The sequence below is a fragment of the Acidobacteriota bacterium genome (assembly GCA_018268895.1).
GTDB lineage: Bacteria > Acidobacteriota > Terriglobia > Terriglobales > Acidobacteriaceae > Edaphobacter.
In genome coordinates, this window is the sequence record JAFDVP010000001.1 from 1662931 (window position 1) to 1687646 (window position 24716).

Annotated in this window: 18 protein-coding genes; 11 read left to right on the forward strand and 7 right to left on the reverse strand. The window is 59.8% G+C overall.

All coding sequences use genetic code 11. The features are described 5' to 3' along the window. The first annotated feature begins 59 nt into the window (after positions 1-59). From JSS95_07085 to JSS95_07095, 3 genes are read left to right on the forward strand one after another with little or no spacing between them, the layout of a single operon-like run. Positions 60-578, forward strand: coding sequence for an LptE family protein (locus JSS95_07085; GenBank protein ID MBS1799575.1), 519 nt, complete (start codon positions 60-62; stop codon positions 576-578). Beyond that, a complete protein-coding gene (locus tag JSS95_07090; protein ID MBS1799576.1) occupies positions 578-1927 on the forward strand; it encodes a DNA polymerase III subunit delta in 1350 nt (449 codons plus the stop codon). Before JSS95_07085 ends, JSS95_07090 begins: the two co-directional genes overlap by 1 nt. A gap of 3 nt (positions 1928-1930) precedes the next feature. Beyond that, entirely contained in the window at positions 1931-2815 is an 885-nt protein-coding gene (locus JSS95_07095; GenBank protein ID MBS1799577.1) for a GIY-YIG nuclease family protein, read from the forward strand. Between the two features lie 78 nt (positions 2816-2893). Here the strand turns inward: JSS95_07095 and JSS95_07100 are convergent, their stop codons facing one another. The 3 genes from JSS95_07100 to JSS95_07110 form a co-directional block, all read right to left on the reverse strand. Then, entirely contained in the window at positions 2894-3265 is a 372-nt protein-coding gene (locus JSS95_07100; protein ID MBS1799578.1) for a type II toxin-antitoxin system VapC family toxin, read from the reverse strand. A 3-nt stretch (positions 3266-3268) separates the two neighbouring features. Continuing rightward, complete coding sequence (locus JSS95_07105; GenBank protein ID MBS1799579.1) at positions 3269-3508, reverse strand: type II toxin-antitoxin system Phd/YefM family antitoxin; 240 nt, start codon at positions 3506-3508, stop codon at positions 3269-3271. A 233-nt stretch (positions 3509-3741) separates the two neighbouring features. Beyond that, positions 3742-4539 carry a hypothetical protein gene (locus tag JSS95_07110; protein MBS1799580.1) on the reverse strand — a complete coding sequence of 266 codons (798 nt, stop codon included), beginning with the start codon at positions 4537-4539 and terminating at the stop codon, positions 3742-3744. 65 nt (positions 4540-4604) lie between these two features. On the opposite strand from JSS95_07110, the gene JSS95_07115 reads away from it, so the two are divergent. From JSS95_07115 to JSS95_07140, 6 genes are all read left to right on the forward strand, one after another. After that, positions 4605-5648 (forward strand): AI-2E family transporter, encoded by a 1044-nt coding sequence (locus tag JSS95_07115; protein ID MBS1799581.1) that lies wholly within the window; start codon positions 4605-4607, stop codon positions 5646-5648. Between the two features lie 106 nt (positions 5649-5754). Continuing rightward, entirely contained in the window at positions 5755-7602 is a 1848-nt protein-coding gene (locus JSS95_07120) for a phosphoenolpyruvate carboxykinase (GTP) (protein MBS1799582.1), read from the forward strand. Positions 7603-8261: 659 nt separating this feature from the next. After that, positions 8262-9359, forward strand: a complete 1098-nt coding sequence (locus JSS95_07125) for a putative sulfate exporter family transporter (protein ID MBS1799583.1) — start codon at positions 8262-8264, stop codon at positions 9357-9359. Between the two features lie 133 nt (positions 9360-9492). Further along, entirely contained in the window at positions 9493-12753 is a 3261-nt protein-coding gene (locus tag JSS95_07130) for a carboxypeptidase regulatory-like domain-containing protein (protein MBS1799584.1), read from the forward strand. 67 nt (positions 12754-12820) lie between these two features. Continuing rightward, a complete protein-coding gene (locus JSS95_07135) occupies positions 12821-14521 on the forward strand; it encodes an MFS transporter (GenBank protein ID MBS1799585.1) in 1701 nt (566 codons plus the stop codon). 69 nt (positions 14522-14590) lie between these two features. Then, positions 14591-15514, forward strand: coding sequence for a hypothetical protein (locus tag JSS95_07140; protein ID MBS1799586.1), 924 nt, complete (start codon positions 14591-14593; stop codon positions 15512-15514). Between the two features lie 5 nt (positions 15515-15519). On the opposite strand, the gene JSS95_07145 is transcribed toward JSS95_07140, so the two are convergent. Continuing rightward, on the reverse strand, positions 15520-16749 hold the full coding sequence (locus tag JSS95_07145) for an OmpA family protein (protein MBS1799587.1): 1230 nt from the start codon (positions 16747-16749) through the stop codon (positions 15520-15522). Between the two features lie 132 nt (positions 16750-16881). On the opposite strand from JSS95_07145, the gene JSS95_07150 reads away from it, so the two are divergent. Together JSS95_07150 and JSS95_07155 are read left to right on the forward strand one after the other, a co-directional pair. Beyond that, the gene (locus JSS95_07150; GenBank protein MBS1799588.1) at positions 16882-18384 is read left to right on the forward strand and encodes an altronate dehydratase; all 1503 of its coding nucleotides are present in this window, start codon (positions 16882-16884) and stop codon (positions 18382-18384) included. Positions 18385-18515: 131 nt separating this feature from the next. Further along, a complete protein-coding gene (locus JSS95_07155) occupies positions 18516-21005 on the forward strand; it encodes a 2-oxoglutarate dehydrogenase E1 component (protein MBS1799589.1) in 2490 nt (829 codons plus the stop codon). Positions 21006-21354: 349 nt separating this feature from the next. Here JSS95_07155 and JSS95_07160 read toward each other — a convergent pair whose 3' ends face one another. The 3 genes from JSS95_07160 to JSS95_07170 all read right to left on the reverse strand — a co-directional run bounded on the left by JSS95_07160 (position 21355) and on the right by JSS95_07170 (position 24700). Next, entirely contained in the window at positions 21355-21555 is a 201-nt protein-coding gene (locus JSS95_07160; GenBank protein MBS1799590.1) for a cold-shock protein, read from the reverse strand. Positions 21556-21734: 179 nt separating this feature from the next. Continuing rightward, positions 21735-22514 (reverse strand): (d)CMP kinase, encoded by a 780-nt coding sequence (gene cmk, locus JSS95_07165; protein ID MBS1799591.1) that lies wholly within the window; start codon positions 22512-22514, stop codon positions 21735-21737. Between the two features lie 65 nt (positions 22515-22579). Beyond that, positions 22580-24700, reverse strand: coding sequence for a hypothetical protein (locus JSS95_07170; protein MBS1799592.1), 2121 nt, complete (start codon positions 24698-24700; stop codon positions 22580-22582). Positions 24701-24716: the final 16 nt, after the last annotated feature.

The following is a 24716-nucleotide window of genomic DNA, read 5'->3' on the forward strand; positions in this document are numbered from 1 at the left end:
ATCTGTCACAGTGGCTACTCTCGTCCATACCTCGCAATGCGACAATAGAATCACCTCGCATGAAGCTTCAAGCCGCCATCCTCCTCACTCTCTCGATGCCCCTCACCGGCTGCGGATACCACACGGCCGGCACCGCGACGCACATCCCCACGAACGTCCGTACGCTCTCCGTACCCATCTTCGCCACCCGCGTACAGGCGTACCACACTGAGATGGCGTTCACCCAGGCCGTCGTCCGCGAGCTCAACACCCGCACCAAATACCGCATCGTCAACAACGACTCCCCCGACGCCGACGCCACCCTCACCGGCACCATCCTCTCCCAGACCATCACTCCGCTCACCTACGACGCCACCACCGGCCAGTCCTCCAGCTACCTCGTCGCCGTCACCGCCAGAGTCGTGCTCACCGCCAGCGACGGCCACGTCCTCTACCGCAACAACGCCATCACCTTCCGCGAGCAGTACCAGTCCACCCAGGACCTCAGCAACTTTATCCAGGAAGGTTCCCCCGCCATCAATCGCATGTCTCGGGACTTCGCCCAGATGCTCGTAAGCGATATGCTGGAGTCGTTCTGATGGCCACGTCCCTGCGCAGCTTCGCCTCCACCGACCGGTTTATCAGCGAGATCACCTCGCCGTCCCTCCGTCCCGGCTACATCCTCCTCGGCGACGAGATCTTCCTCTACGATCGCTGCCGCAAAGCCGTCCTCTCCACCCTCGTCCCCGAAGACTTCCGCGACTTCGCACTCCACGACCTCGACCTCGCCGAGACCAGCATCTTCGAGGCGCTCGACCGCGCCCAGACTCCCTCGCTCATGGCGCCCTTCCAGGTGCTCTTCATCCGCAATTTGAAGAGCCTCTACGGCCGCGGCTCGAAGAAGGAAGAGTTCGCCGCCATCGACGCTTACTTCCGCTCCCCCAATCCGCAGGCGCTCCTCATCTTTGTCGCCGACCACCTCCGCATCCCCACCGACCTGCGCAAGATGGACTACCAGGACAAGGAGCGCTTCGAGCGCATCCGCGAGACCCTCGGCGACTGGTGCGGCATCGTCGAGCTGGCCCGCGTCGACGAGAACGACGCCACCCGCTGGGTCACCGCCGCCGCCGAGGCGCGTGGAGTCCGCTTCGACCCCGACGCTGCCCGCGAACTCGTCGACTCACTCGGCGCCGACATGATGCTCGTCTCCAGCGAGTTCGAAAAGCTCCTCCTCTACGTCAGTGCCCCGCCCTCCATAGCGCCACAGGACCGGGTGCCCCATCTTCGCGACGGTCTCATCGTCGCTAAGGTAGGTGAAGCGCCACAGCCCTCAAGTGAACCCTCCCAAAATCAAAGTGTCATCCTGAGCGAAGCCCCTGAGCGAGCCGCAGGCGAGTCGAACGGGGCGGAGTCGAAGGACCTGCGGTTGTCTTCCCCCACCTCCATCGCCCGAAACCGTGTCACCCTCGGCGACGTAGAAACCATGGTCCTCGCCGCCAAGCAGCGCTCCCTCTACGAGCTCACCGACGCCATCTCGCAACGCGACCGCCCCCGCGCCCTCGCCCTCCTCCACGGCCTGCTCAACGCCTCCGACGGAGGCGAGGACGCCGCCATCGGCCACCTTTACATGCTCGCCCGCACCTTCCGCCAGATGATGATCATCCTCGAAAAGAACGTGCGCGACTCACGAGCCATCTGGCAGGCGCTCTGGCAGGGCTTCCGCATGCCGCCCTTCGCCGCCGACGACCTCATCCGCCAGGCCCGCCGCTACAAATCCCGCCGCGACCTCACCCGCGCCATCCGCCTCGTAGCCCGAGCCGACATAGAACTCCGCAGCTCCCCCGTAAGCAAAGTGCTCGTCTTAGAACGCCTCATCCTCGATCTCTGCGCCGAACCAAAACCGTCGCTCTTCGAACCCTCCTCAATGCAGTTCGCGATGGAACTTTAGCTAATGACCCTGAATGATCTTCTGGTTCGAGAACACGTTGACCTCGACAATGTCATCGTCTTAAGACACCGACCGTTTGAACCGGGCTTGGCTAGAGTTTTACCGTGGCTCGCGGCAGAACATCCGAAGATATTCAACGCCTACCAGCGCACTCAAGGCGCGGTCCTTGAGAGATCAATGTTGAAGTTGGCCAATAAATGCCACATCGCAAGCTTTCTTGCGTATGGTGCGGGCAAAGCTATCTTTGTCGGGTTGTATGTCGTAACCGATTCCCGTCCAATCACGTTAGAACAGTTCTGGAAGATTCCTGAATACCAACAGCTCAAGGAATATGGCATGCAAGGATTCACTGCCGCCGAAGGACGAGCCACCATCGAGCAGTTTGATCTGGAACCGCTGTCATTCCGATCCGAGTGGAAAGGCAAACTCATTATTGATTGGCCAGGAGGCGAACGCTCCTGGTGGCGTAGAGCTGAAAACAATATCTTTACCGTGAAGGCGATTTTAGAAAACAGCGCTTTTGACGAAGCGATGCCCAGATGGAACGACATCTCTCTAAGTTGGGAGGAACTCAAAGTTCTTCCATCGCGATGGAAACACAGTTTGCGTGAGTGGCGAGGCATCTACTACATCCATGATTCCTCAGATAACAAAGCATATGTAGGGTCAGCATCCGGATCAGAAAATCTTCTAGGAAGATGGCAGAATTACGCAGCATCCGGACACGGAACGAACAAGCTTCTCAGGCAGCGCGATCCTGCAAACTTTAAATTTTCAATCCTTGAGAGAGTTTCCCCAGACATGAGTTCGTCAGACATTGTTGCTCAAGAAAACTCGTGGAAGATCCGGCTCTCGACGCGGTATCCCTATGGCCTCAATGACAACTGACGATAAGCGAAAAGATGCCAGGAGCCCCACATCGACTCTCATGTGTGGGTTCATCGTCTGAAGGACGATCACCCTCCATCACAAACAAGTCACCGCATACTTCCGAATAGCCGCATCCTCTGTCACCAGTGCCAACCCTTCAGCCGTTGCTTGCGCTACCAGCATCCGGTCAAACGGATCTTTATGGTGCTGTGGAAGCGAAGCTGCCAACTCGCCGTGCTCCATCGTTATTGGCAGCTCAATAAACCCGAACCGTTGAGCCAGCAAACCAATCGAGTCAAGCAGAACCAATCGGCCTGTTGCGCGCTTGATGCCAAGTTCCCAACCCGTCACCGCACTCACAAAGATTTCATTACCAGGGTCACTGATCGCTTCGTGGTGGTCGCCTAACAGCTTGTTCGGGTCTCTATCCCACCACAATAAAACATGCGAATCCAGTAAAAGACGCACTGGTTAATATCCCCAATCCTTCAACTCTTCTTCGCTCATCGGCGCGTCAAAATCTGGGGCGATATAAGTAATTTCAAGCAGGTTCTGACCGCCTATCCGCCTCGCTCCAGTCTTCTTCTCGATCGGAACCAGCTTCAGCAGCGGCTTCCCTGACTTGGCGATCACGACCTCTTTCCCATGTGTCGCCTCATCCACCAGCTTCGAAAAGTGGGCCTTCGCCTCGTAGATGTTATAGGTTGCCATGGTCATATCCTAATCTGGTTAGTCAGGTTAGTCAATAATAAACCCAATGGATTCCTAAGTGTTCCGTCATTCTGAGCCGCAGGCGAAGAATCTCAGTAGTCTGTCTTTGTTGGCACGGACAAAACTACGGGGATTCTTCGCCTGCGGCTCAGAATGACGACTCAAGAAGCGAACTTTGCCTTCGGAGGATGCCCACAACTAATGTGTTGGTTCATCGTCCAAGAACGACCGTCTCACCCCGCATACTTCCACAAAATCACCCTCTCCTCCCGCGCCCCGAACCTGTCCGCCGCCGCCTCCGCCTCGGTGAACGGGAACATCCGCTCCCACTGCCGCACAAACTTCGGCGCGTGCCGCTTCACCAGCCGCTCAAACACGGGATTGCCGTAGATCAGGTAGACCTCGCGCGGCTCCTTCTCCACCGACCGCGACAACTGCTTCAGGCACTTCTTCAGCACTGGGGCCAGAAACGGGTTGTAGACATACACCACCAGCGGCCCCTCAGGATGCACAAACTCCGCCGCGTCCTGATTCACCGACTCGATCTCACGGCACCTCTTCCACGGAGCGTCGAAGATGGCGATGTTCGCCGTCGCCGCAGCGCTCAGCTCCGGCACAAACTCCACGCCAACGATCTTCTTGAACGGAAACCGCGACGCCAGCAGCAGCGCCCTCCCCTTGCCCGACCCCAGATCGATGAAGGTGTACCTCTCCCACTCCAACTCCAGCGCGCCAACCATCTGCGTCAGCAGCGATGGAGTCACCCCGTAGTAGGCCGTGTTCCATAGATCGTTCCGTTTGCCCGACGACAGGTCCGCTCCCCACAGCAGCCCGCTCGTGTCCGTCCCATACTCGTTATCGAAGGGATGTACTGCCCTGCCAAACCCACCCTTGGCCGCGACTGCGCTCTGCTCTGGAACCTCAATCAGCCCCAACCGCTGACCGGCCTTCTGCGCAACCGCTTTGCAGAAGCCCCAGGGGCCGCGATTCACCATCACCTGCAGAATCCTTCGGAGGAGTGTCCGAGCCATGCGGCGATTCTACGCGACACGCCCCATAATGGAAGGCAGCCCAAGCCCGGGAGGGGCGCAGACAGATGGAAGCAGCGACCGAAACATCGTGGAAGCAGATCACGCTCTATTTGCTGACCTTTGCCGTCCTCGTCGTCTGCGCGTTCATCCTGCAGCCATTCTTTTCGGCCATCGTAGGAGCAGTCGTTCTCGCGGTCGTAACCCAGCGTCCCTACCAATGGTTGGCAGCGAAAATAACCAACAGCAACTTCTGCGCCGCGATTGCGCTCGTCCTCATCCTGCTCGTCATCATCACGCCGGTCTACCTGCTCGCCCAGAGCCTTGCAGAACAGGCCGTCGACGTCGTCACCTCGCTGCGGAGCGATGCGACCCAGCAGAAGATCACCGACTACTTTATGCGACATCCTGCGCTCGCAGGTCCAATCAACATCATCACCGACTCGATCGATCTCGAAAACACGGTCCGGTCTGCGGCAGGGTTTGTCGGGACAAGGTTCGCAGGCTTTATTAGCCGCTCCTTCGGAGCGATCACGCAGATTGTCGTGATGCTCTTCGTTCTCTTCTTTCTCTACCGCGATCGCGATCTTGCTATCACCTTCGTCCGATCGCTGCTTCCGCTCCGTCCCGATGAGTCCGACCGCCTGGTGCAGCGCGTCGGCGACACCATCTACGCCACCGCGCTCGGCCGCCTTGCAATCGCTGCGGTGCAGGGCGTTCTTGCCGGTCTCTCGTACTGGGTGCTGGGCGTGCCCAACCATCTCTTCTGGGCCATCCTCACCGGGGTCATGGCGATGGTCCCCGCCTTCGGAGCCTTCCTTGTCTGGGTGCCGATTGCTCTCTACCTCGGGTTCAACGGCCACTGGGGCAAAGCCGCCCTGCTCGCCGCCTGGGGAGGAGGAGTCGTCAGCCTCATCGACAACTTCCTCTATCCCATCCTCATCGGGCCGCGGCTCCAGCAGCATACCGTCGCCGTGCTGATCTCCATCCTCGGAGGAATCGCCGTCTTCGGAGTCACGGGAATCGTGCTCGGCCCCGTTGCTTTTACATTGGCTTCGACTCTTCTCGAAATCTGGAAGACAAGAAATTCAGCCTCAGCTTCCACGCTTTAGCGTTGACCTGATCGGTTATCGAAACTGAATTCTGTTGAAGCTGAATCCTGTTATTGACAGCCACTTTGCGGAAGCGAAGACTTATCTGCGAAGGATTAAGCTGCCCATGAAGACCGAAAAACCGGAAAGCACCGTTATTACTTCGCCGCCGACGACCAACAAGCACCTCATCCGCTGGGTCGAAAAGATGGCCGACCTCACCCAACCGGACTCGATCCACTGGGTCGACGGCTCCAAGGCCGAGTACGATGCTCTCTGCCAGGGATTGATCGACGCCGGCACCTTCACCCGGCTCAACCAGAAGCTGTGGCCTGGGTGCTACTACGCCCGCTCCGCGCCAAACGACGTCGCGCGGGTCGAGGACCGCACCTTCATCTGCTCCCTCTCGAAGGACAATGCCGGCCCGACGAATAACTGGGAAGACCCCTTCGTCATGCGCCGCAAGCTCAAGCAGCTCTTCCGCGGCTCCATGCGCGGTCGCACCATGTACGTGATGCCCTTCTCCATGGGACCCGTCGGAGGCCCCATGTCGCAGATCGGCGTGCAGCTTACCGACTCCGCCTACGCCGTCGTGAACATGCGCATCATGGCGCGCATCGGCGCTCCGGTCTTCGCCGAGATCGACAAGGACATCAAGCGCGTCGTCCCCTGCATGCACTCCGTCGGCGCTCCGCTTGAGCCCGGCCAGCAGGACGTTCCCTGGCCCTGCAACGACGAGAAGTACATCGTCCACTTCCCGGAGACGCGCGAGATCTGGAGCTACGGCTCCGGCTACGGCGGCAACGCGCTGCTCGGCAAGAAGTGCTTCGCCCTGCGTATCGCCTCCAACATCGCCCGCGACGAAGGCTGGATGGCCGAGCACATGCTCATCCTCGGCGTCGAGTCGCCCACGCACGAGAAGACCTACGTCGCCGCAGCCTTCCCCTCTGCGTGCGGCAAGACCAACTTCGCCATGATGATTCCCCCGGCGGGCTTCGAGGGTTGGAAGATCTGGACCGTCGGCGACGACATCGCCTGGATCAAGCCCGATGCTACCGGCCAGCTTCGCGCCATCAACCCTGAGTACGGCTTCTTCGGGGTCGCTCCGGGAACCTCTGCGAAGACCAACCCCAATGCGATGGCTACTCTCGCAAAGAACACCATCTTCACCAACGTCGCGCTTACGCCCGATGGAGGAGTCTGGTGGGAAGGGATGACTGACCAGCCTCCCGCCGAATGTCTGGACTGGCGCGGAAACATGTGGACGCCGGAGATCGGCAAACAGACCGGTCGGCCCGCTTCGCATCTAAACGGCCGGTTCACCGCACCGGCCAGCCAGTGCCCGACGATCGATCCCGACTGGGAGGCGCCGCAGGGCGTCCCCATCTCCGCGATCATCTTCGGCGGCCGCCGCGCTACCACGATGCCGCTGATCTACCAGGCATTCAACTGGTCGGGAGGCGTCTACGCCGGAGCAACCATGGGTTCGGAGACCACCGCCGCCGCCGGTGGCGCTCAGGGCAAGGTCCGCCGCGACCCCATGGCCATGCTGCCTTTCTGCGGCTATCACATGGGCGACTACTTCCGGCACTGGATCAAGATGCAGCGCTCGCTCTCATCCACGCCGCGTGTCTTCCACGTCAACTGGTTCCGCAAGGACCAGAGCGGCCGCTTCCTATGGCCAGGATTCTCGGAGAACATGCGTGTGCTGAAGTGGATCGTCGACCGCGTCCGCGGCCGCGCCCAGGGCAAGGAGACGCCCATCGGCTGGACACCGCACTTTGAAGACATTCGCTGGGAGGGCATCACTCTGCCACGCGAGCGTCTGCGCGAGATCTTCGACGAATTGCAGACGGTCGACCGGACGGCCTGGCGTCGCGAGGTCATGGATCACGAAGAGCTCTTCCTCGCCCTGCACGACCACCTGCCTCCCGAGATGATCTACGAGCGGGAGCTGCTGATCTGCCGCCTATGAAATGAATGTCCACCCAGGTCCATATAAACAACTGCATGTAAAAGACTTAAACCTGACGACCGAGACGCGGGGGATAGCTGGGTGAACTGCTTGATTTCTCCCTTGCAAACTATTGACTCTGTGTTCGCTTCTAGCTATCTTTGTCAGGTGGCAGGACTCCCTTCGGGTTGAGTCGGTCATAACGAAGTCCACCCACTTCGTTGCTCTAAATGGAAAACCCACGCAACAGCCCCCACCGCGCTGCGTGGGTTTCCTTCTTTAACCTGGCATCCAGGCACGACTTGACGCGCGAGGGGGAACGCACTAACATAAGCAGAAATGGGATCGAAGCACATCGCGGTTAGCACTTGTTGTCCATGTTGTATGGGCACCTGTTGCTGCTGCGTCGGACTCTCCCTCTGCTAAGCACGAACCTATAGCTTAGAGAATCTTTGGAACCCACGTATCAGCGCTACCAAGCCTGCGTGGGTTTTGTTTTGCCCCTCAGGCGCCCTTCCAAACACATTGAACGCATCGAGAATTGAGGACCTGATGGCAACCCCGAATACCACACAGAGCCGTATCAACATCGACCTGATCGCTGTTGCAATCGCTTTGACCCTGGCCGCACTGATCCGTTTCAACGTCATTCCGCCGATCTCCTTCTAAGGTCCGAATGAATGTCCGCCCACACGGTTCCAGCTCCAACAGAAGTCTCTTCGCCTTCGCCGATTACGCGTTTTCTGCGCGTACTGCCAGGCATTGCACTCCTGTTTGGGATCGGGATTCTGGGCAAACTGCTTGAGCATACCGCCACATACCTCCGCACGACGCACTCCGCGATTCCCTTCCCGCATATTGAATATGTCCTATGGGCGATCCTGCTGGGGCTTGCCTTCGGAAACACGGTCGGCGTTCACCCCATCTTCCGCCCGGGCGTAGCTACTTACGAGCTTTGGCTGAAGCTCGGCATCGTCTTTGTGGGCGCACGCTTTCTTCTACAGGACATCCTCCACATCGGCGGCCTTGCGCTTGTGCTGGTCGCAGTCGAGCTGACGCTCTCGCTGTCGGTCATGCACCTGTTGGGACGCATCTTTCGCCTTCCCCCGAAGCTCACCAGCCTGCTCGCCATCGGCTCGAGCATCTGCGGCGTAACAGCCATCATGGCCGCGCGCGGGGCCATCGATCCGGAAGAAGAAGACACGGCCACCGCAATCGCCGCCATCCTTACGCTGGGGGCCATCGCTCTCTTCACCTTCCCCGCGATCGGGCACGCGCTCCACATGAGCCAGCAGGGCTACGGCGTCTGGGCCGGGCTCGCAGTCGACAACACCGCGGAGTCGCTCGTCACCGGCGCGCTCTACGGCGAAGAGGCGGGCCGCTGGACGGTACTCGCCAAGACAGCCCGTTCAGGCTTCATCGGTTTTGTTGTACTGGCATACGCCATTTATTGGTCCTCGCGCGGCCTTGCGCCCGACGTCGAGCACAAGGGCGTCTTTCTCTGGCGCAAGTTTCCGAAGTTCATCCTCGGCTTCATCGCGCTTGCGATCTTCGCAACTGCGGGATTCTTCTCCCACAGCCAACTGGCAAGCCTCGCGAACCTGTCGAAGTGGGCCTTCCTTCCCGCCTTCGCCGGCGTCGGCCTGCGCACCAACCTGCGCGACCTGACCGGGCAGGGCTGGCGTCCGTTAGTTGTCGGCATCCTCGGCGAGATCTTCATCGCGCTGATCACGCTGGGGCTCGTCTACTGGAGCTACAACCACGGAGTCGCGCGATGAACCGGCGCCTCCTCTCTTCATCGAACCGCTGTCGTTGTCGCCAGTAGCGCGAGAACCAGCACCCTCGTCTTTTCAACTCACATAAGACTCGCCTTGCGGGCGAGCGCTTCTCTTCACGCTTACGGAGACCTCTATGTATACCCCGCTGCATGTCCTGCTCCGCAGGTTCGCCCCTGCCTTCACCATTGTTGCGCTTCTCGGCTTTTTCGCTCTCACTCCTTCACGCGCGCAAGTCGTTGGAGGAACGCTTTCGGGCGTAGTCACCGATCCGACCGGCGCCACGCTCGCCAATGCGGCGGTACTGGTTCGCAATGAAGAGACCGGCACGGAGCGCCAACTGACAACGGGCACGGACGGCCGCTTCGCAGCGCCATCGATCCCCATCGGCAACTACATCATCACGGTCGCTCACGATGGCTTCTCTCCGCAGAAGCGTACCGATATCTCGCTGACCGTGGGCCAGAGCAAACAGATCGACATCCAACTGACCGTCGACGCCGTGCAGCAGCAGGTGAGCGTTGAGGACACGCCCGCCGTCGTGAACCTCTCGACACAGCAGACCTCGGGACTGATCGACGAGCGTCAGATCAAGCAGCTTCCGCTCAACGGCCGCAGCTACGACCAGCTCATCACGCTCAATCCCGGCGTCGTAAACTATACAGGCCAGCGCTCAGGCTCCATCGGAACTTCAAACTCCTCGGTCGGCAATATGTTTGCAATCTCGGGCCGCCGGCCACAGGATAATCTCTTCCTCCTCAACGGCATCGAGTACACCGGCGCATCGCTGATCAACGTCACTCCCGGCGGCACCAGCGGACAGTTGCTAGGCGTCGACGCCGTGCGCGAGTTCAACGTCGTCACCGACACCTACTCGGCCAGCTACGGCAAGCGGCAGGGCGCGCAGATATCGATCGTCACGGCATCGGGCACGAACCATCTCCATGGCTCGGTCTATGAGTTCCTGCGCAACTCCAAGCTCGACGCTCGAAATTACTTCGACCAGGCGAAGATTCCAGAGTTCCAACGGAACAACTTCGGCGGCTCACTGGGCGGTCCCATACGCCGCGACAAGCTCTTCCTCTTCGCCAACTATGAGGGCTATCGCCAAAACCTCGGCCTCTCCAACGTCACCTTCGTTCCGGACACGCAGGCACGGCAGGGGTTCCTGCCCGATCCGGCGAACCCTACAGGGCCGCGTAAAAACTATGGTGTTGCGGGCGGTATCGCACCGCTGTTCAACCTGTGGCCCACGCAGAACGGCCCCGCACTGCTGGACGCGAAGGGCAACCAGACCGGCATCGGCCTCGCCTACTCTAACCCGATGCAGCATATCCGCGAAGACTTCGGCACAACGCGCTTCGACTACAACCTGACGCCGAAGGACCTCTTCTTCGCCGTCTACACTGTCGACGACTCAACGGCTGACACGCCGACACAGAACCCACTTGCCTCGATCAACGAAGACCTGCGCGAACAGGTGGCCAGCCTGCAGGAGCAGCACGTCTTCTCTCCGAATCTGCTGAACACGGCGCGCTTCGGCTTCTCGCGCGCTTCGTTCTTCTTCCTCGGGTCGTCGTCTCCGCTCAACGGCGCAGCCGTGCCTGGCTGGGTCGCAGGCAAGCCTGTGGGAGCAATCGTCATCGCGGGATCGACTGCATCGAATGGATCGTCGCAGATCACTGGCGCAGGAGCGAACGTTGGGTCCAACAACTCCACGACGCGCAACCTCTTCACCTTCGACGATCACATCTTCTGGACGCGCGGCCGTCACCAGGTCGAGGCAGGAGGCTGGGTGCAGCGCCTGCAATCGAACGACAACCTCGCGCAGAATCAGTTTGGCCAGGCGTCCTTCGCATCGCTCACGACCTTCCTTCAAGGCACAGTGAAGACCTTCACCGTCGTTCCCGCACCGACGCGCCTGGGCTGGCGCTCGTGGCTGGGAGCGGCCTACCTTGAAGACACGATCCGTCTCACGCCCCGCATCGAGCTGCGCGCCGGTCTTCGCATCGAGTCGTCGAACGGCTTCAACGAAGCGCAGGGCCGCGCCGCCAACTACGGCTTTACCAACGGCGTGATCGATACAAATCCAACCGTCGGCAACTCCGTGCTCTCGGAGAACCGCGCGAAGTTTCTTCCCGCGCCACGCGTAGGCATCGCGTGGGACGTTCGCGGCAACGGCAAGACCAGCCTGCGCGCAGGCTTCGGTCTGCACTACTCGCTGCTCGACAACCTGAACTACCGCCCTGACCAGGCTGCGCCGTTCAACACGACGCTGTCGTTGTCGAACGTCGCAGTATCGAGCCTCAATATCACCCCATCGACGCAGCCTTCGGCCGGAACGCTGATCTCACCATCGACCGTACAGCCCGACCTCGCCACTCCGACCGTCGCATCGTGGAGCCTGCACATCGAGCAGCAGATCGCCCCGAATACATCTCTAACGCTGGGCTACATCGGCTCGCACGGCTACAACCAGATCCTCTCCGCCGACTTGAACGAACCGGCTGCGACCGTCGTCAACGGAAGGATCTACTACCCGACGACAATCAAGCTGAACCCCGCTGTGGCAAATACAACCTCGTGGATCTCGCGCGGCTACAGCAACTACAACGGCCTTGTCGTCGATGTGCGCCGCAGCTTGTCGCGCGGCCTGCAGATACGCGGCAACTATACCTTCTCGAAGAACCTCGACAACGGCTCCGCATGGAACACCAGCGTCAGCGCCAATACACCCGCGTTCGTCTCGTATCCCTACGATCCGAGCATCGACTACGGCCGTGCGGCTACGGACATTCGCCACCTGCTCGCAATCAATGGCAGCTACGATCTCCCCTTCGGCACAGGTCACCTCATCGGAGCAAATCTTCATGGCATCGCAAACCGCGCCGTCAGCGGGTGGACGCTGAGCAGCATCGTCGGCCTCCAGTCCGGCTTCCCCTTCTCACCGCAACTCGGCTATAACCCAACCGGGTCCGGCGATACGCGCAATCCCGTGCGGCCCGACATCAATCCAGACTTCCACGGCAATCTTTATCCACGGACGACACAACAATTCTTCAACCCCGCAGCCTTCCTTGCGCCCGCATATGGCACGGTGGGCAATCTGGGCCGCGACACACTCACCGGGCCCGGCCTTGCCAACGTGGACATCTCCCTGCTCAAGTCGACGCAGGTCTCCGAACGCATCCGCGCGCAGTTCCGCGCCGAGTTCTTCAATGCGCTCAACCGTGCGAACTTCGCTACGCCTAACCCAGTTGTCTTCAGCTCCGGGCCCACACAGGGCACGGCTGCAAACCAGACCGCGGCCGTCGTCGCCAGCCCCACCGCTGGAGTCATCACAGCCACCGCAACCACTTCACGCCAGATTCAGTTCGGACTCAAGCTGCTCTTCTAATCTCAACGCCTAACCCAACATCGCTTCCCTCTTCCTCGCGCTGGTCTCGTAGACTGAGATCAGCGCGATGCCTTTTGAGACCCCCAACACGGCCCCGCTCGTCGAAGCAGCCAGTCCGACACCCAGTGGATTCGCGCCACTTCGCATACGGCTCTTTCGAGACCGCTGGATCGCTTCGACAGTCTCGTCCGTAGGCACATGGATGCAGGACACAGCCGGCACATGGCTGATGACCTCGCTCACGGCCTCTCCGCTGTTGATCGCGCTGATGCAGACCGCGGCCTCGCTGCCCGTGCTTCTGCTCGGCCTTCTCGCGGGCGCAACCGCGGACATCTTCGACCGCCGCAAGCTGCTCATCTTCTGGCAGGCATGGATGCTGGGCTCGGTGGCGTTCCTGGCCGTACTCACCTTCTTCGGGCACATCTCGCCGTGGGCACTGCTGGCCTTCACCTTCCTGCTCAACATCGGTTCGGCGATGAACAATCCCGCGTGGCAGGCCATCATTCCGGAGCTTGTGCCGCGCGAGCTTATCCCCGACACGGTTGCACTCAACTCCGCCTCAAACAATCTTGCCCGCGCCGTCGGTCCCGCGCTCGGCGGCCTGATGGTGGCGGGCTTCGCCAATGTCTTCATGGGCGCGGGCTCCGTCTTTCTGCTCAACGCGCTGTCGTTCGCCGGAGTGATCTGGGTCCTCTACAACTGGAAGAGCACTCCGTTGTTCAAGTCGGCGCTTCCGTCGGAGCGCATCGCCGGCTCCATCATGACGGGCCTGCGCTACGTACGCTATGCTCCGGAGCTGAAGGCCTCGCTCGTGCGCACCTTCACCTTCGCCTTTTTCGTCTCCGCCATCTGGGCGCTGCTGGCCGTCGTTGCCAGGCAGGACATGAACGAAGGAGCCATCGGTTATGGCATCCTCAACGGTTCGCTTGGCCTCGGCGCAGTGATTGCAGCAACGCAGTTACCGAAGATACGACGCCGCTTCTCCGCCGACCAGATCATCGCAGCGAGCACGTTCTACGACGTCATCACGCTGCTTGTGCTGGCCTACGCGCATAAGCCCTGGGTGATTATTCCCGCCCTTCTCGTCTCGGGCTTCGCGTGGACCAGCACCATGTCCATGCTGAATACTTCGATACAACTCTCGGTGCCCGCATGGGTGCAGGCCCGCGCGCTCGGGACCTACCTGATGACCTTCCAGGGCGGCATGGCCTTTGGTTCTCTTACATGGGGGTTCGTCGCCGAACACACCTCGACGCCGATCGCGCTGACAGTATCAGCGTGCGGGCTTGCCCTCACGTATCCGATGATCCGGCGCTTTCATGTATTGCGCGGCCCGCTGCCCGACCACACACCGCTCCGCTCGTCGCGCCCTGCGCCGCAGCCTGCTCCCTTCCCGCTCGTCGACACACAGCAGGCCGATGATCCTGTCCACGCCGGCCCTGTGCGCATCTCCATCGACTATCGCATCCCAGCAGAGAACTACGCCGAGTTCACCCACGCCATCCACCAGCTCCGCGGCGTCCGGCTTCGCGACGGCGCCATCCGCTGGGGCATCTACCGCGACGCAATCGATCCCGAGCGACTCAACGAGACCTTCCTCATGGAGTCGTGGCTGGACTATCTTCGTTCGCGTGAGCGCATCACCGCGGCTGATGAAGCCATTCGCGCCCGTGTCCGCGCCCTGCACAAGGGAGATGCGCCGCCGGTGATCTCCTATCAGATCTACGCAAGAGAGATCACGCCGCACGATCCGCAATCGAACCTGTAACCTCATGCCTCATCGCCAGCCGTCACAAAACGGATTGCCGGAACATTCGTCCATCTATAGTAGGCAAAGATGCGCCTTCTGAAGACACTCTCATCACTGACCTTCTGTGCAACCCTGACCTTTGCACAAACTGCGTCCAATGTACCGGAGCCGGCAGAACGTCCTCTTCCTGACATCACGGCGCTGATGCACGAGGTCGAAGAGCACCAGCACGCCGCAGAGACGATTCAGAAGGACTACATCTTTCACGAAGTCATCACACAGCAAGCAACGAAAGGCAAGACTGAAAGCCGTGAGTTCGACGTCTTCTGGCTCCATGGAGTCGAAGTCCATAAGATGACGCGCAAGAACGGACGCGATCTAACCGACGACGAGAAGAAGAAGGAAGACGAGCGGATCGACAAAGCGGTCGCAAAAGCGAAGGACCGCAAGAGTCATGCCGATGCCAAGGGCCAGGAGACAGACTCACAAGGACACGAGGAGATTACCGTCTCCAGATTTCTCGCACTCGGCAGCTTTACCAATCCGAGACGTCTTCAGGTCAGCGGGCGAGACACGATTGCTGTCGACTACACAGGAGATCCAAAGGCAAAGACGCGCAACCGGGCGGAGGATGTCGTTCGCACCCTTACTGGCACAATCTGGATAGACGAGCAGGATCGAGTCATCTCACGGCTCGAAGGACACTTCGCCGGTAACTACAAGATCGGCGGCGGATTAGTCATGAGCATCAAGAAGGACACCAGCTTCTCCATGCAGCAGAAGAAGATCAACGGCGAGGTATGGCTCCCCGCCCAGGCTGAAGGACATGGCGCCGCGCGCGTCCTGCTCTTCGTCAACTTCGACGGCTCCGTCCACTTCGCCTTCTCCGACTACCGTAAGTTCAAAACAACCTCGACCATTCTTCCCGGAGTGAGCACGGTGAGCGATTCAGCTCCTGATGCAACCGCATCGCCCAACACACCGGAAAAGACCTCAGCCGCTCCGCAGTAGAACTGCTATCCGGCCTTCACAAACTCAACCCTGCGGTTATTGGCCTTGCCTTCGGCCGTTGCGTTGTCGGCCATAGGCTTCGTATCGCCGTAGCCCTTTGCTGTAAGCCTTGAGGCGTCAATACCCATTGCCGTGAGTTGCGCCTTCACCACATCGGCACGCTGTTGCGACAGAGCCAGGTTATGCGGCGACGATCCCGTATTGTCCGTGTGCCCATCGATCTCGAACTTCAGATCAGGATTATCCGTCATGATGCGCTTGATCTGGTTCAGCGTTCCCATGCTCTCCGGGCGCAGCGTGGCCTTGTCGATATCGAAGTTGATGCCGTGCGTTACGATCTTCGCGTCGGTAAACTTCTGACCGACCATATTCATACCACCGCCTGAAGCGATCCGCATGGTATGGAAGATAAGTGGGGCCTCCTGCGAGCCGATGCCACCCATCTTCAGCGAGAGCGGCGTGAAGTGCATATCCGGAACCATCAACACGCGGTACTGGTCGACATAAACCTTCAGTTGGTGGTTCTTTACCGCAAGCGCGATATGGTGCCAATGCCCCTTGTAGTTGTCGCTTCCGATCGCCACTGGAAGGTTCCCGTTCAAATTGACTTCGCTCGATGAGAAATCCGCCGAGTCTGCGCCGATGGAAAGCGACGCGGACTCGTCGCCATTGTCAAAAAACACCATCAGCGGATACGAATCGGCGAGAAAGAACGTGTCGTACTCAACCGTGAACTGCGGTCCAAGATAATTCTTGGTCTTGACTCGCGGACTGACCTGAACATAATTTCCGTCAGTGAGCAGGAAAGAGGAATACCCCTGTTGCTTGTTCACGACAGCCTGCCCCTTGACCAGTTCCCACTGCTCGGGAAACTCTCCATCCTGCGTGGAGACAAAGTCGTCTGCAAAGAGAATCGTATCGCCGGGCGTGAAGTCGTAGTTCTGATAGACCTTCACAAGCGCGGCGGGCGATTGCGTCGTTTGCGGCGTATCTCCAGACGCAGCAGATGCGTCCGGCGTCGGTGCACTATTACCTGCGGGTTTAGAAGCGGGCTTTGCCGTGGAGCTTGCCCCACCCTCCGCCGTGTCCATTCCCTTGTCCATCGTGTCGCTCGTCTTTGTATCGATGCGCTGGACCTTGTCCTTCGCCGATTGCTTGATGCGGTCGAAGACGCCCTGCGCGGATGCTGGAATCGTCATCGCAATCACGATGGCAAAAACGATTTTCGTAGTCATTGGACTTTTCTCCCTTGCATGTTCTTTCGTGCGAGAGGCCCCCTCATGGCACAAAGTTTCCTGCATGAGCAGATTTGGTCATACCACTCGAGTCATATCGGCTACGATGGTTGCAGGCGGTTTTAGAACGGAATGCCCAGGACCCTCAAACTTGGCAACGCAGACGATGTAGCTGTAGCACTGGAACCCGTTTCAGAAGGCGAGTCCCTCGACGGCCTGCAACTCTCTGCTCTCTCCGATGTTCCAGCGGGTCACAAAGTGGCGCTTGGCCCAATCGCGAAGGGCGATCCGGTCCGCAAATTCAACCAGATCATCGGTTTTGCGATACAGCCGATTGCCCCTGGCGAACACGTTCATACCCACAATCTGGCATCAGGAGAGTTCGAACGCGACTACGCCGTCGGCTCAGAGAGATGCCCGAGTGCATCTGCGATGTCCGCCACATTTCAGGGTTTTCTGCGCCCTGATGGCAGTGCCGGAACCAGAAATTATGTCGGGGTTCTGACCACCGTCAACTGCTCGGCAACAGTCGCGCGACGCATAGCCGCGCACTTCACGCCAGAGATCCTCAGTGCCTATCCCAATGTCGACGGCGTCGTTGCCATCACTCACGGCACGGGCTGCGGCATGTCTGACAAGGGCGAGCCAGCCGACCTGCTTCGGCGCGTCTTCACGGGATATGCCACGCACCCCAACTTTGCCGCCTCACTTCTGCTGGGCCTGGGCTGCGAGGCCAATCAGGTAGAGCGTCTTGTCTCGCTTGCAGGCAACAGCAGCACCATTTACAGCTCCACGATTCAGGACGAAGGTGGAACGATAGCCGCAATCCGCAACGGTACCGAGACCGTCTACCGGATGCTGGAACAGGCAAATCGCGCGACCAGAGCTGCCATCTCTGCCTCCAGGCTCGTCGTCGGCCTTCAATGCGGCGGCTCCGATGGATACTCGGGAATCGGCGCAAACCCCGCTCTTGGCGCGGCAGTCGATCTTCTCGTCAGACACGGAGGAACGGCGATTCTCTCCGAGACTCCGGAGATCTATGGCGCGGAACATCTGCTGACGCGGCGTGCTGCACGTCCCGATGTCGCCCATCGCCTGATCGAGCGCATCCACTGGTGGGAACAGTACACTGCGCGCCACAACGGATCGATCGACAACAACCCCGCTCCCGGCAACAAGGCCGGCGGTCTGACAACGATTCTTGAAAAGTCGCTCGGCGCCGTAGCGAAGGGGGGAACGACCAATCTGAACGAGGTCTACCTTTACGCCGAGCGTGTTCGAGAGCGCGGTTTGGTCTTCATGGATTCCCCTGGCTTCGACCCGGTCTCGGCAACCGGGCAGGTGGCCTCGGGAGCCAATATCATCTGCTTCACCACCGGCCGCGGTTCGGTATTCGGCTGCAAACCAACGCCCTCGCTCAAGCTGGCTTCGAATACCGCACTGTATCGGCGCATGTCCGACGACATGGATATCAACTGCGGCACCATCATCGATGGAACGCAAACTGTAGAAGAGGTTGGGGCCGCTATCTTTGCGGAGATTCTCGCTACCGCCTCAGGAAAATTGAGCCGCAGTGAAGCCCACGGATTCGGCGAGGAAGAGTTCCAGCCGTGGCTTCTCAGTGCCACTCTATAGTCCTTCTCCCACGGAAGTTACAGCATCCTGTGTGCCAGAGCACGCGGAAGAGACTAGCATAGAGGAAGGCCGTCTCCAGCGTAGGAGAACGCGGGGTCGCGTCGAATCGATCATTTGAAACAGAGGAAGCAATGGCCACGAAGGCAGAAACACCAAAGCAGGCGTCGACACCCGCAGAGCAACCCGATCGTGAACTCATATTCGATATCTTTCGTCGCTGGGGTTATCTCCAATCGTCGCTCGACCCTCTCGGTCAGTACCTTCCGCCTGAGCCATTCCCCACCCCGGTTCCTGAAAGCGAGTTCGCCGCGGAGGCCCGCCGCTACTACTGCGGGACCATTGCGCTGGAGTTCGGGCATATTCTCAATCCAGAGCAGCGCCAATGGCTACAGGAGCGCATGGAGACGAGGCCCGTCAAGCCCAACCAGGCGCACATCCTCACCAAGCTCATCCACGCCGATCTCTTCGAGCAGGTCATTCAGTCGCGCTACCTCGGCACCAAGCGGTTCTCACTCGAAGGCCTTACTGCGCTGATTCCCTTTCTCGATCGCATCTTTGAGACCGGCTCCGGCCTTGGCGTAACGACGGCAATGCTTGCCATGAGCCACCGCGGCCGGCTGAACGTGATGACCAATACCATCGGCCGCGATCCTTCGGAGATATTCACGAAGTTTGAAGACGTCGATCCCCGCAGCACCATGGGCGGCGGCGATGTGAAGTACCACATGGGCGCTACCGGCGAGTACACCGCGCCCGACGGCAAGGTCATGAGTCTGCACCTCGCCTCAAATCCCAGCCATCTTGAGGCTGTGAATCCAGTGTTGATGGGACGCACCCGCGCCAAGCAGGAGCGCATCGGCAAGGGCGGCAAGAAACGCATCCTCCCGATCATCATCCACGGAGACGCTGCCTTCGCAGGTCAGGGTGTCACGGCTGAAGCTCTCAATATGGCGACGCTGCACGGCTACAACATCGGTGGAACCATCCACGTCATCGTCAACAATCTTCTCGGCTTCACAGCGATCCCGGAGGAGTCGAACTCCACTCGCTTCTCCACTGACATCGCCAAGCGGTTGCCGGTCCCGATCTTCCACGTCAACGCCGAAGACCCCGATGCCGTCGTTCGCGTTGCAAGCATCGCCATGGAGTATCGCCAGCAATTTGGCTCCGATATCGTCGTCGACCTGATCGGTTACAGAAAGCACGGTCACAGCGAGGTGGACGATCCCACGGTCACGCAGCCTCGCCGTTACGCCATCATTAAAGACCGCAAGCCTCTGTATCAGCTTTACGCTGAGAAGATTGGCGTGAATCCCGTCCAGGAGGCCGAGCAGATTCAGAAGGAACTGCTCGACGATCAAAAAGCTGCAACCAAAGCAGACCAGAAACCCAAGCTCTCTGAACTGCCCGAGTACTGGGATCCATACAAGGGGGGCGAGTTCGATCCAGCCGATGAGGTCAACACCGGCCTCTCCGCAGAGCGAGTCAATGAACTCGTCCAGAAGATCACTACAGTCCCCAAGGATTTTCACATTCACCCCAAGGTGAAGAAACTCTTCGAGCAGCGGCAGGAGATGGGCTCGGGCGCAAAGCCGTTCGACTACGGCACAGCAGAGTTGGTCGCCTTCGCATCGCTTCTCGAGAACGGCACACTGGTGCGTCTCACCGGGCAGGACTCGCAGCGTGGCACCTTCAACCAGCGTCACTCTGTGGTGGTCGATATCGAGACCGAGGTCCGCTACTCACCTCTAGCACACCTGGGCGAGAAGCAGGGCCGCTGGGAGGTCTACAACTCCCTGCTCTCCGAAGCAGCGGTACTCGGCTTCGAGTATGGGTTTGCCCGCGACTACCCTGAAGCCCTGGTGCTGTGGGAGGCGCAGTTCGGCGACTTCGCCAACGGCGCGCAGATCATCATCGACCAGTTCATCGCAGCCAGCGAAGCGAAGTGGGGACTACTTTCAGGCGTCGTGATGCTGCTGCCGCACGGCTACGAAGGTCAGGGGCCGGAGCACTCCAGCGCGCGCATCGAACGCTACCTGCAACTTGCGGCGAGCGACAATATGCAGATATGCCAGCCTTCCACGGCCGCGCAATACTTCCACCTGCTGCGGCGTCAGTCGATGCGCAAGTGGCGCAAACCACTCATCGTCTTCACCCCGAAGAGCATGTTGCGTCACCCCGACGCTTCGTCCTCCGTTGCCGACTTCGGCCGCGACCACTTCCTGAACGTGCTGCCCGACAACGATGTTGTCAACCCGCGGCGTCTGCTGGTTTGCAGCGGCAAGATCGGCCACAATCTGCGGGTCGAGCGCGAGAAGCGCAAGGACAAGAGCGTCGGCATCATCTTCCTCGAACAGATGTATCCGTGGCCCGAGGAGGAGATGCAGGCTGCGCTCGACCAGCACCCTGGCGCGGAGGAGATCGTCTGGGTGCAGGAGGAGCCGGCCAACATGGGGGCCTTCACCTACGTGATGCCGCTGCTGCGCCGCGTCGCCCGCGACCGCGCCGTCCTCAGCGTCAAGCGCAGCGCGAACGCGACACCTGCAACCGGTTCGGCCAAGGCGCATGACATCGAAGAAAAGACACTGATCGACCTGGCGCTGGGGACTGCCGAAAACTAAGGTTCTCGCTCAAAAAATCATTACCTTTCACTTGAAGTATTCGCCATAAGTATCTAAATCTAAAGCGTAAGGACTCATACCTCCCATGAGTCCTTACGCTTTTGCCTCTATAGCGGTTTTCGTATTGGCGTAGTGCTACATGACATCCAAGACCCGTGCGACCACGAGCAAAATACAGGGGTTCTTCGCCCATCCGACTTCGCTCAGGGCAGACTCTGGCACAGAACGACGACATTTTGCCGGTCACATTGGTGGGGGAACCGGCCATAGAAAAATAGGGGCATTTTAAACGCGCAAAGGGACAGCCGAAGCCGTCCCCTTCGTAATGCTGTAACACGTGTCGAGAGTCTTACAGAGGCTGAACGTCCGAAGCCTGCCAGCCCTTGGGTCCCTTTACCACGTTGAACTGTACTGCCTGGCCTTCCTGAAGGCTCTTGAAGCCGCTGGAATTGATCGCCGAGTAGTGCACGAACACGTCCTCGCCGTTCTGGCGGCTGATAAAGCCAAATCCCTTAGCGTCATTGAACCACTTTACTGTTCCCTGTTCCATTTTGTTTCTTTCCTTCGTATCCAACTGAATGAATTGCCGCCAGATCCAAATCGGGGTCCGCGCAGACTAAGCATTGCAGAAAACCAATCTGTTTCAAACGATGTGTGAAGGTTAGCACATCCCGCAAATATTTTTTACAAATCTTTTGATTGCACCATTTTAAGTGCAACCCTCTCCACTCATGAGGCAGGAATATGGGATCGAACGATCTGCTCTGCCTGTTGAAGGACCTGGTCGAGGGTCATCGCGGTGGAGTCGAGAATGATCGCATCCGGCGCCGGCTTCAGCGGCGATTGCGCGCGATTGCGGTCGCGCTCATCGCGCTCCTTCATATCGCGAACCAGCTTCTCGTGCGCGGCGGCTCGGGAAGCAAGCTCCTGTGCCGAGGGTGGCGCATGGTACTCCTCTTCCTCGTGGCGCGGCAACGGAGGCAGCGAGACCTGACGGTAGCGGCGGTCTCCACGCACCTCGGGCGAAGCGTCGAGGAAGATCTTGACCTCTGCATCGGGGAATACTGCGGTGCCGATGTCTCGTCCTTCCATTACAACGCCGCCCGCGGCACCCAGGGCGCGCTGCTGCTCGACCATCCACGCCCGCAGACGCGGATGCACGGAGATTCGCGAGGCCGCGGCGGTGATATCGGAGTCGCGTATCCTCCGCGAGACGTCCCTGCCATCGAGCAGGACGCGGTTGCCCTCGAGCTGCGGCTCCAGCTTGATCCGCGTGTAAGCTGCCAGCTCCAAAAGAGGCTCCTCTTCATCGAAGGACAGGTCTCCTTCAATGGCCTTTAGAGCGAGCGCGCGATACATGGCACCCGTTTCGAGGTTGAGAAAGCCGAAGCGTCGCGCCAGGTGGGCGGCAAGAGTGCTCTTGCCCGCGCCTGCCGGACCATCGATGGCGATCACAGGGCGCTGGCGAGCGTTTGTACCTACAGAAGGAGCAACGTGGCTATGACTCATGCGCGGCTTATCTTACTCGGATTGGCGTTCTTGAAAACCGGGAAGTTTAGCGTGGGTATCCGGGTTTATTCTTCCCGGTCTTCCTTTGGCTTGCGCGCTGGCGCCCCTCGCTTGCCGAACGGCTTTTTATTGCCGACGAACTTGGCAAATGGACCTTCCTTGCCCGGGCCACCCTTACGCGGAGCTTTGCGAGGAGCGCCGCTGAATAACCTGTCAGACTTACCTGCAAACTTGCCGGACGGCTTTCCAAAAGACTTTCTCTCGAACTTAGGAGCGTCCCCGGAGTCGAAGCGGCGGGGCTTGCGCGGAGCATCGCCATCCTCCGATCGTTTGAATGGCTTCTTCCCTGCGAAGTCGCGCTTGCCGGCAAATGGCTTGCGATCGCCAAAGCTCTTTTCGCCGTCAAAGGGCTTCTTCGGGCCAAACGACTTCTTTGCTCCGAAAGGCTTTTTATCGTCGAAGGATTTTGAGGCGCCAAACGGCTTTTTATCGCCAAAGGACTTCCCTGCAAACGGCTTCCTTTCGCCGAAAGATTTTGCTCCATAAGGCTTCTTGTCACCGAAGGGCTTCTTCGTGCCAAAAGGCTTTTTGTCGCCAAACGACCGCTTCTCCGCGAAGTTGCGGCGCGGGCGTATCTCCTGCTCCGTCGATTCCCGTGCGCCGAGATCTCCCTCATTGCGGCGAGGAGGTTTGAAGTCGCCGCGCGGTGTGTCGAACTTGCGGAAGGGCGGACCGCTGCGCTCCTTGTCCCCGAAACTGCGCCGGGGGCCGGAGTTGAACGCAGGGCGTTTTCCCTCGCGGTCGAACCGCGGCTTATCGCGATCGAATCGAGGTTTGTCCCCGCCGGAGCGAGGCTTGCTGCCCCGATCGAAGCCCGGACGGTCACGTTTGAACGACGGCTTGTCGCGGTCAAAGCGCGGCTTGCGAAACTCGCCTTCTCCTGCCGGCTTCGTCTGTTCCCCTTCAAATGTCCGGGGGCGGCGCGCAGAACGGTCACGCTTCTCTTCATCCCAGGGACGGGTAAACTCCGGGCGCGGTGTGCGGGTGAAGGGACGGCGCTCGTTCTCACTGCGCGGCCCGGACCGCGCCGGTCTTGCGGGACGATCCAGGCTCTCGAATCCACGCCGCTTTTCGAATCCACCGCGATCAGAAGCGGGTTTGCGGAACTCCTCCGAACGCCGGGGCGCAAACGACTTACGTGCCGATGGATCAAACTTGGAGATGCGCCCGGGTTCCGCAGCGGGCGCAGTATCGACCGTCTCCGCTACACCAGTGGCTTCGGCCTCGGCAACCACAGGCTCGGCGATGGGAGCGAACTCCGGAAGCTCCCCGGCAACATGCAGACGCGCCTTGCCATCGATGACGATGTTCTCAAGCTGACGCGCCGCAATCAGCGCGTGGACGACTTCGCGGATACGCGAGCGCGACGCCAGCGGCGAGAGAAAAACCTCGACCTCTTCCTCCGTAGGGAGAATGGCCTGCCCGAGGTAAAGCGAGATCAGCGCGGAGAGCGCAGTCGGCTGCCCTGCGTTGACACCAGCCTTGATCTGCTTCGTGTATCGAGTTGTGGCAAGCTCCCACAGTGTGGCAGTTCCATCAGCCTGCGGTATGGGCAGTACGCGGAGGTGCTGCCAGAGTTCTGTGAGCGCGCGGAGCGCCGCTGCTTCGGTCACCTCGTTGCCCAGTTCGCTCGCCAGTTCGGCAGCAGTAAGCTGGCCCTTCGCGGCAATCAGATTGTAGGTGGCAAGAGCTAAAGGAGACACCTTCGCCGCTCCGCTGGTAACAGGAGGCTGCTTCCACGCTTTGTCGCCGCGTAGCGTAAAGATGTAGGAAAAGGCCAGCGGCGAGACGATAAAGTCCGGTGTCTCCGTACCCGCGCCCGAGGGTGAGCCAAGAAGATTGAGCGGAACAGCGCCGCCGTCCGCAACAAGGCGGGCAAGCAGCAGCCTCGGCTGCTCAAGTTCCGTCAGCGCAGGAACGGCATTAGCGGCTCCCAGGATCACCTCGGCAAAGCTCGGCGCCGGAACAGGAAGCTGCTGCTGGCGCGGGGTGAAGAGAACCAGGCCTGCGGTATTAAGCCAGTCGCGCAGCATGTTGGTCGTGAGAATGGGTTGTGCATCCTGATGCCAGTGTAAGAGACGCGAGGCGGCTAGCTGGCCGGCCGTGGGAGTGCCTGAGTTACTCAAGGTGTTGCCTTTCCTG

Excerpts from the sequence above, each read along its gene's own strand:
- JSS95_07085 (MBS1799575.1), top strand. The coding sequence starts at position 60 with ATGAAGCTTCAAGCCGCCATCCTCCTCACTCTCTCGATGCCCCTCACC.
- JSS95_07090 (MBS1799576.1), top strand. The coding sequence starts at position 578 with ATGGCCACGTCCCTGCGCAGCTTCGCCTCCACCGACCGGTTTATCAGC.
- JSS95_07095 (MBS1799577.1), top strand. The coding sequence starts at position 1,931 with ATGACCCTGAATGATCTTCTGGTTCGAGAACACGTTGACCTCGACAAT.
- JSS95_07105 (MBS1799579.1), bottom strand. The coding sequence starts at position 3,508 with ATGGCAACCTATAACATCTACGAGGCGAAGGCCCACTTTTCGAAGCTG.
- JSS95_07110 (MBS1799580.1), bottom strand. The coding sequence starts at position 4,539 with ATGGCTCGGACACTCCTCCGAAGGATTCTGCAGGTGATGGTGAATCGC.
- JSS95_07115 (MBS1799581.1), top strand. The coding sequence starts at position 4,605 with ATGGAAGCAGCGACCGAAACATCGTGGAAGCAGATCACGCTCTATTTG.
- JSS95_07120 (MBS1799582.1), top strand. The coding sequence starts at position 5,755 with ATGAAGACCGAAAAACCGGAAAGCACCGTTATTACTTCGCCGCCGACG.
- JSS95_07125 (MBS1799583.1), top strand. The coding sequence starts at position 8,262 with ATGTCCGCCCACACGGTTCCAGCTCCAACAGAAGTCTCTTCGCCTTCG.
- JSS95_07130 (MBS1799584.1), top strand. The coding sequence starts at position 9,493 with ATGTATACCCCGCTGCATGTCCTGCTCCGCAGGTTCGCCCCTGCCTTC.
- JSS95_07135 (MBS1799585.1), top strand. The coding sequence starts at position 12,821 with ATGCCTTTTGAGACCCCCAACACGGCCCCGCTCGTCGAAGCAGCCAGT.
- JSS95_07140 (MBS1799586.1), top strand. The coding sequence starts at position 14,591 with ATGCGCCTTCTGAAGACACTCTCATCACTGACCTTCTGTGCAACCCTG.
- JSS95_07145 (MBS1799587.1), bottom strand. The coding sequence starts at position 16,749 with ATGACTACGAAAATCGTTTTTGCCATCGTGATTGCGATGACGATTCCA.
- JSS95_07150 (MBS1799588.1), top strand. The coding sequence starts at position 16,882 with ATGCCCAGGACCCTCAAACTTGGCAACGCAGACGATGTAGCTGTAGCA.
- JSS95_07155 (MBS1799589.1), top strand. The coding sequence starts at position 18,516 with ATGGCCACGAAGGCAGAAACACCAAAGCAGGCGTCGACACCCGCAGAG.
- JSS95_07160 (MBS1799590.1), bottom strand. The coding sequence starts at position 21,555 with ATGGAACAGGGAACAGTAAAGTGGTTCAATGACGCTAAGGGATTTGGC.
- cmk (MBS1799591.1), bottom strand. The coding sequence starts at position 22,514 with ATGAGTCATAGCCACGTTGCTCCTTCTGTAGGTACAAACGCTCGCCAG.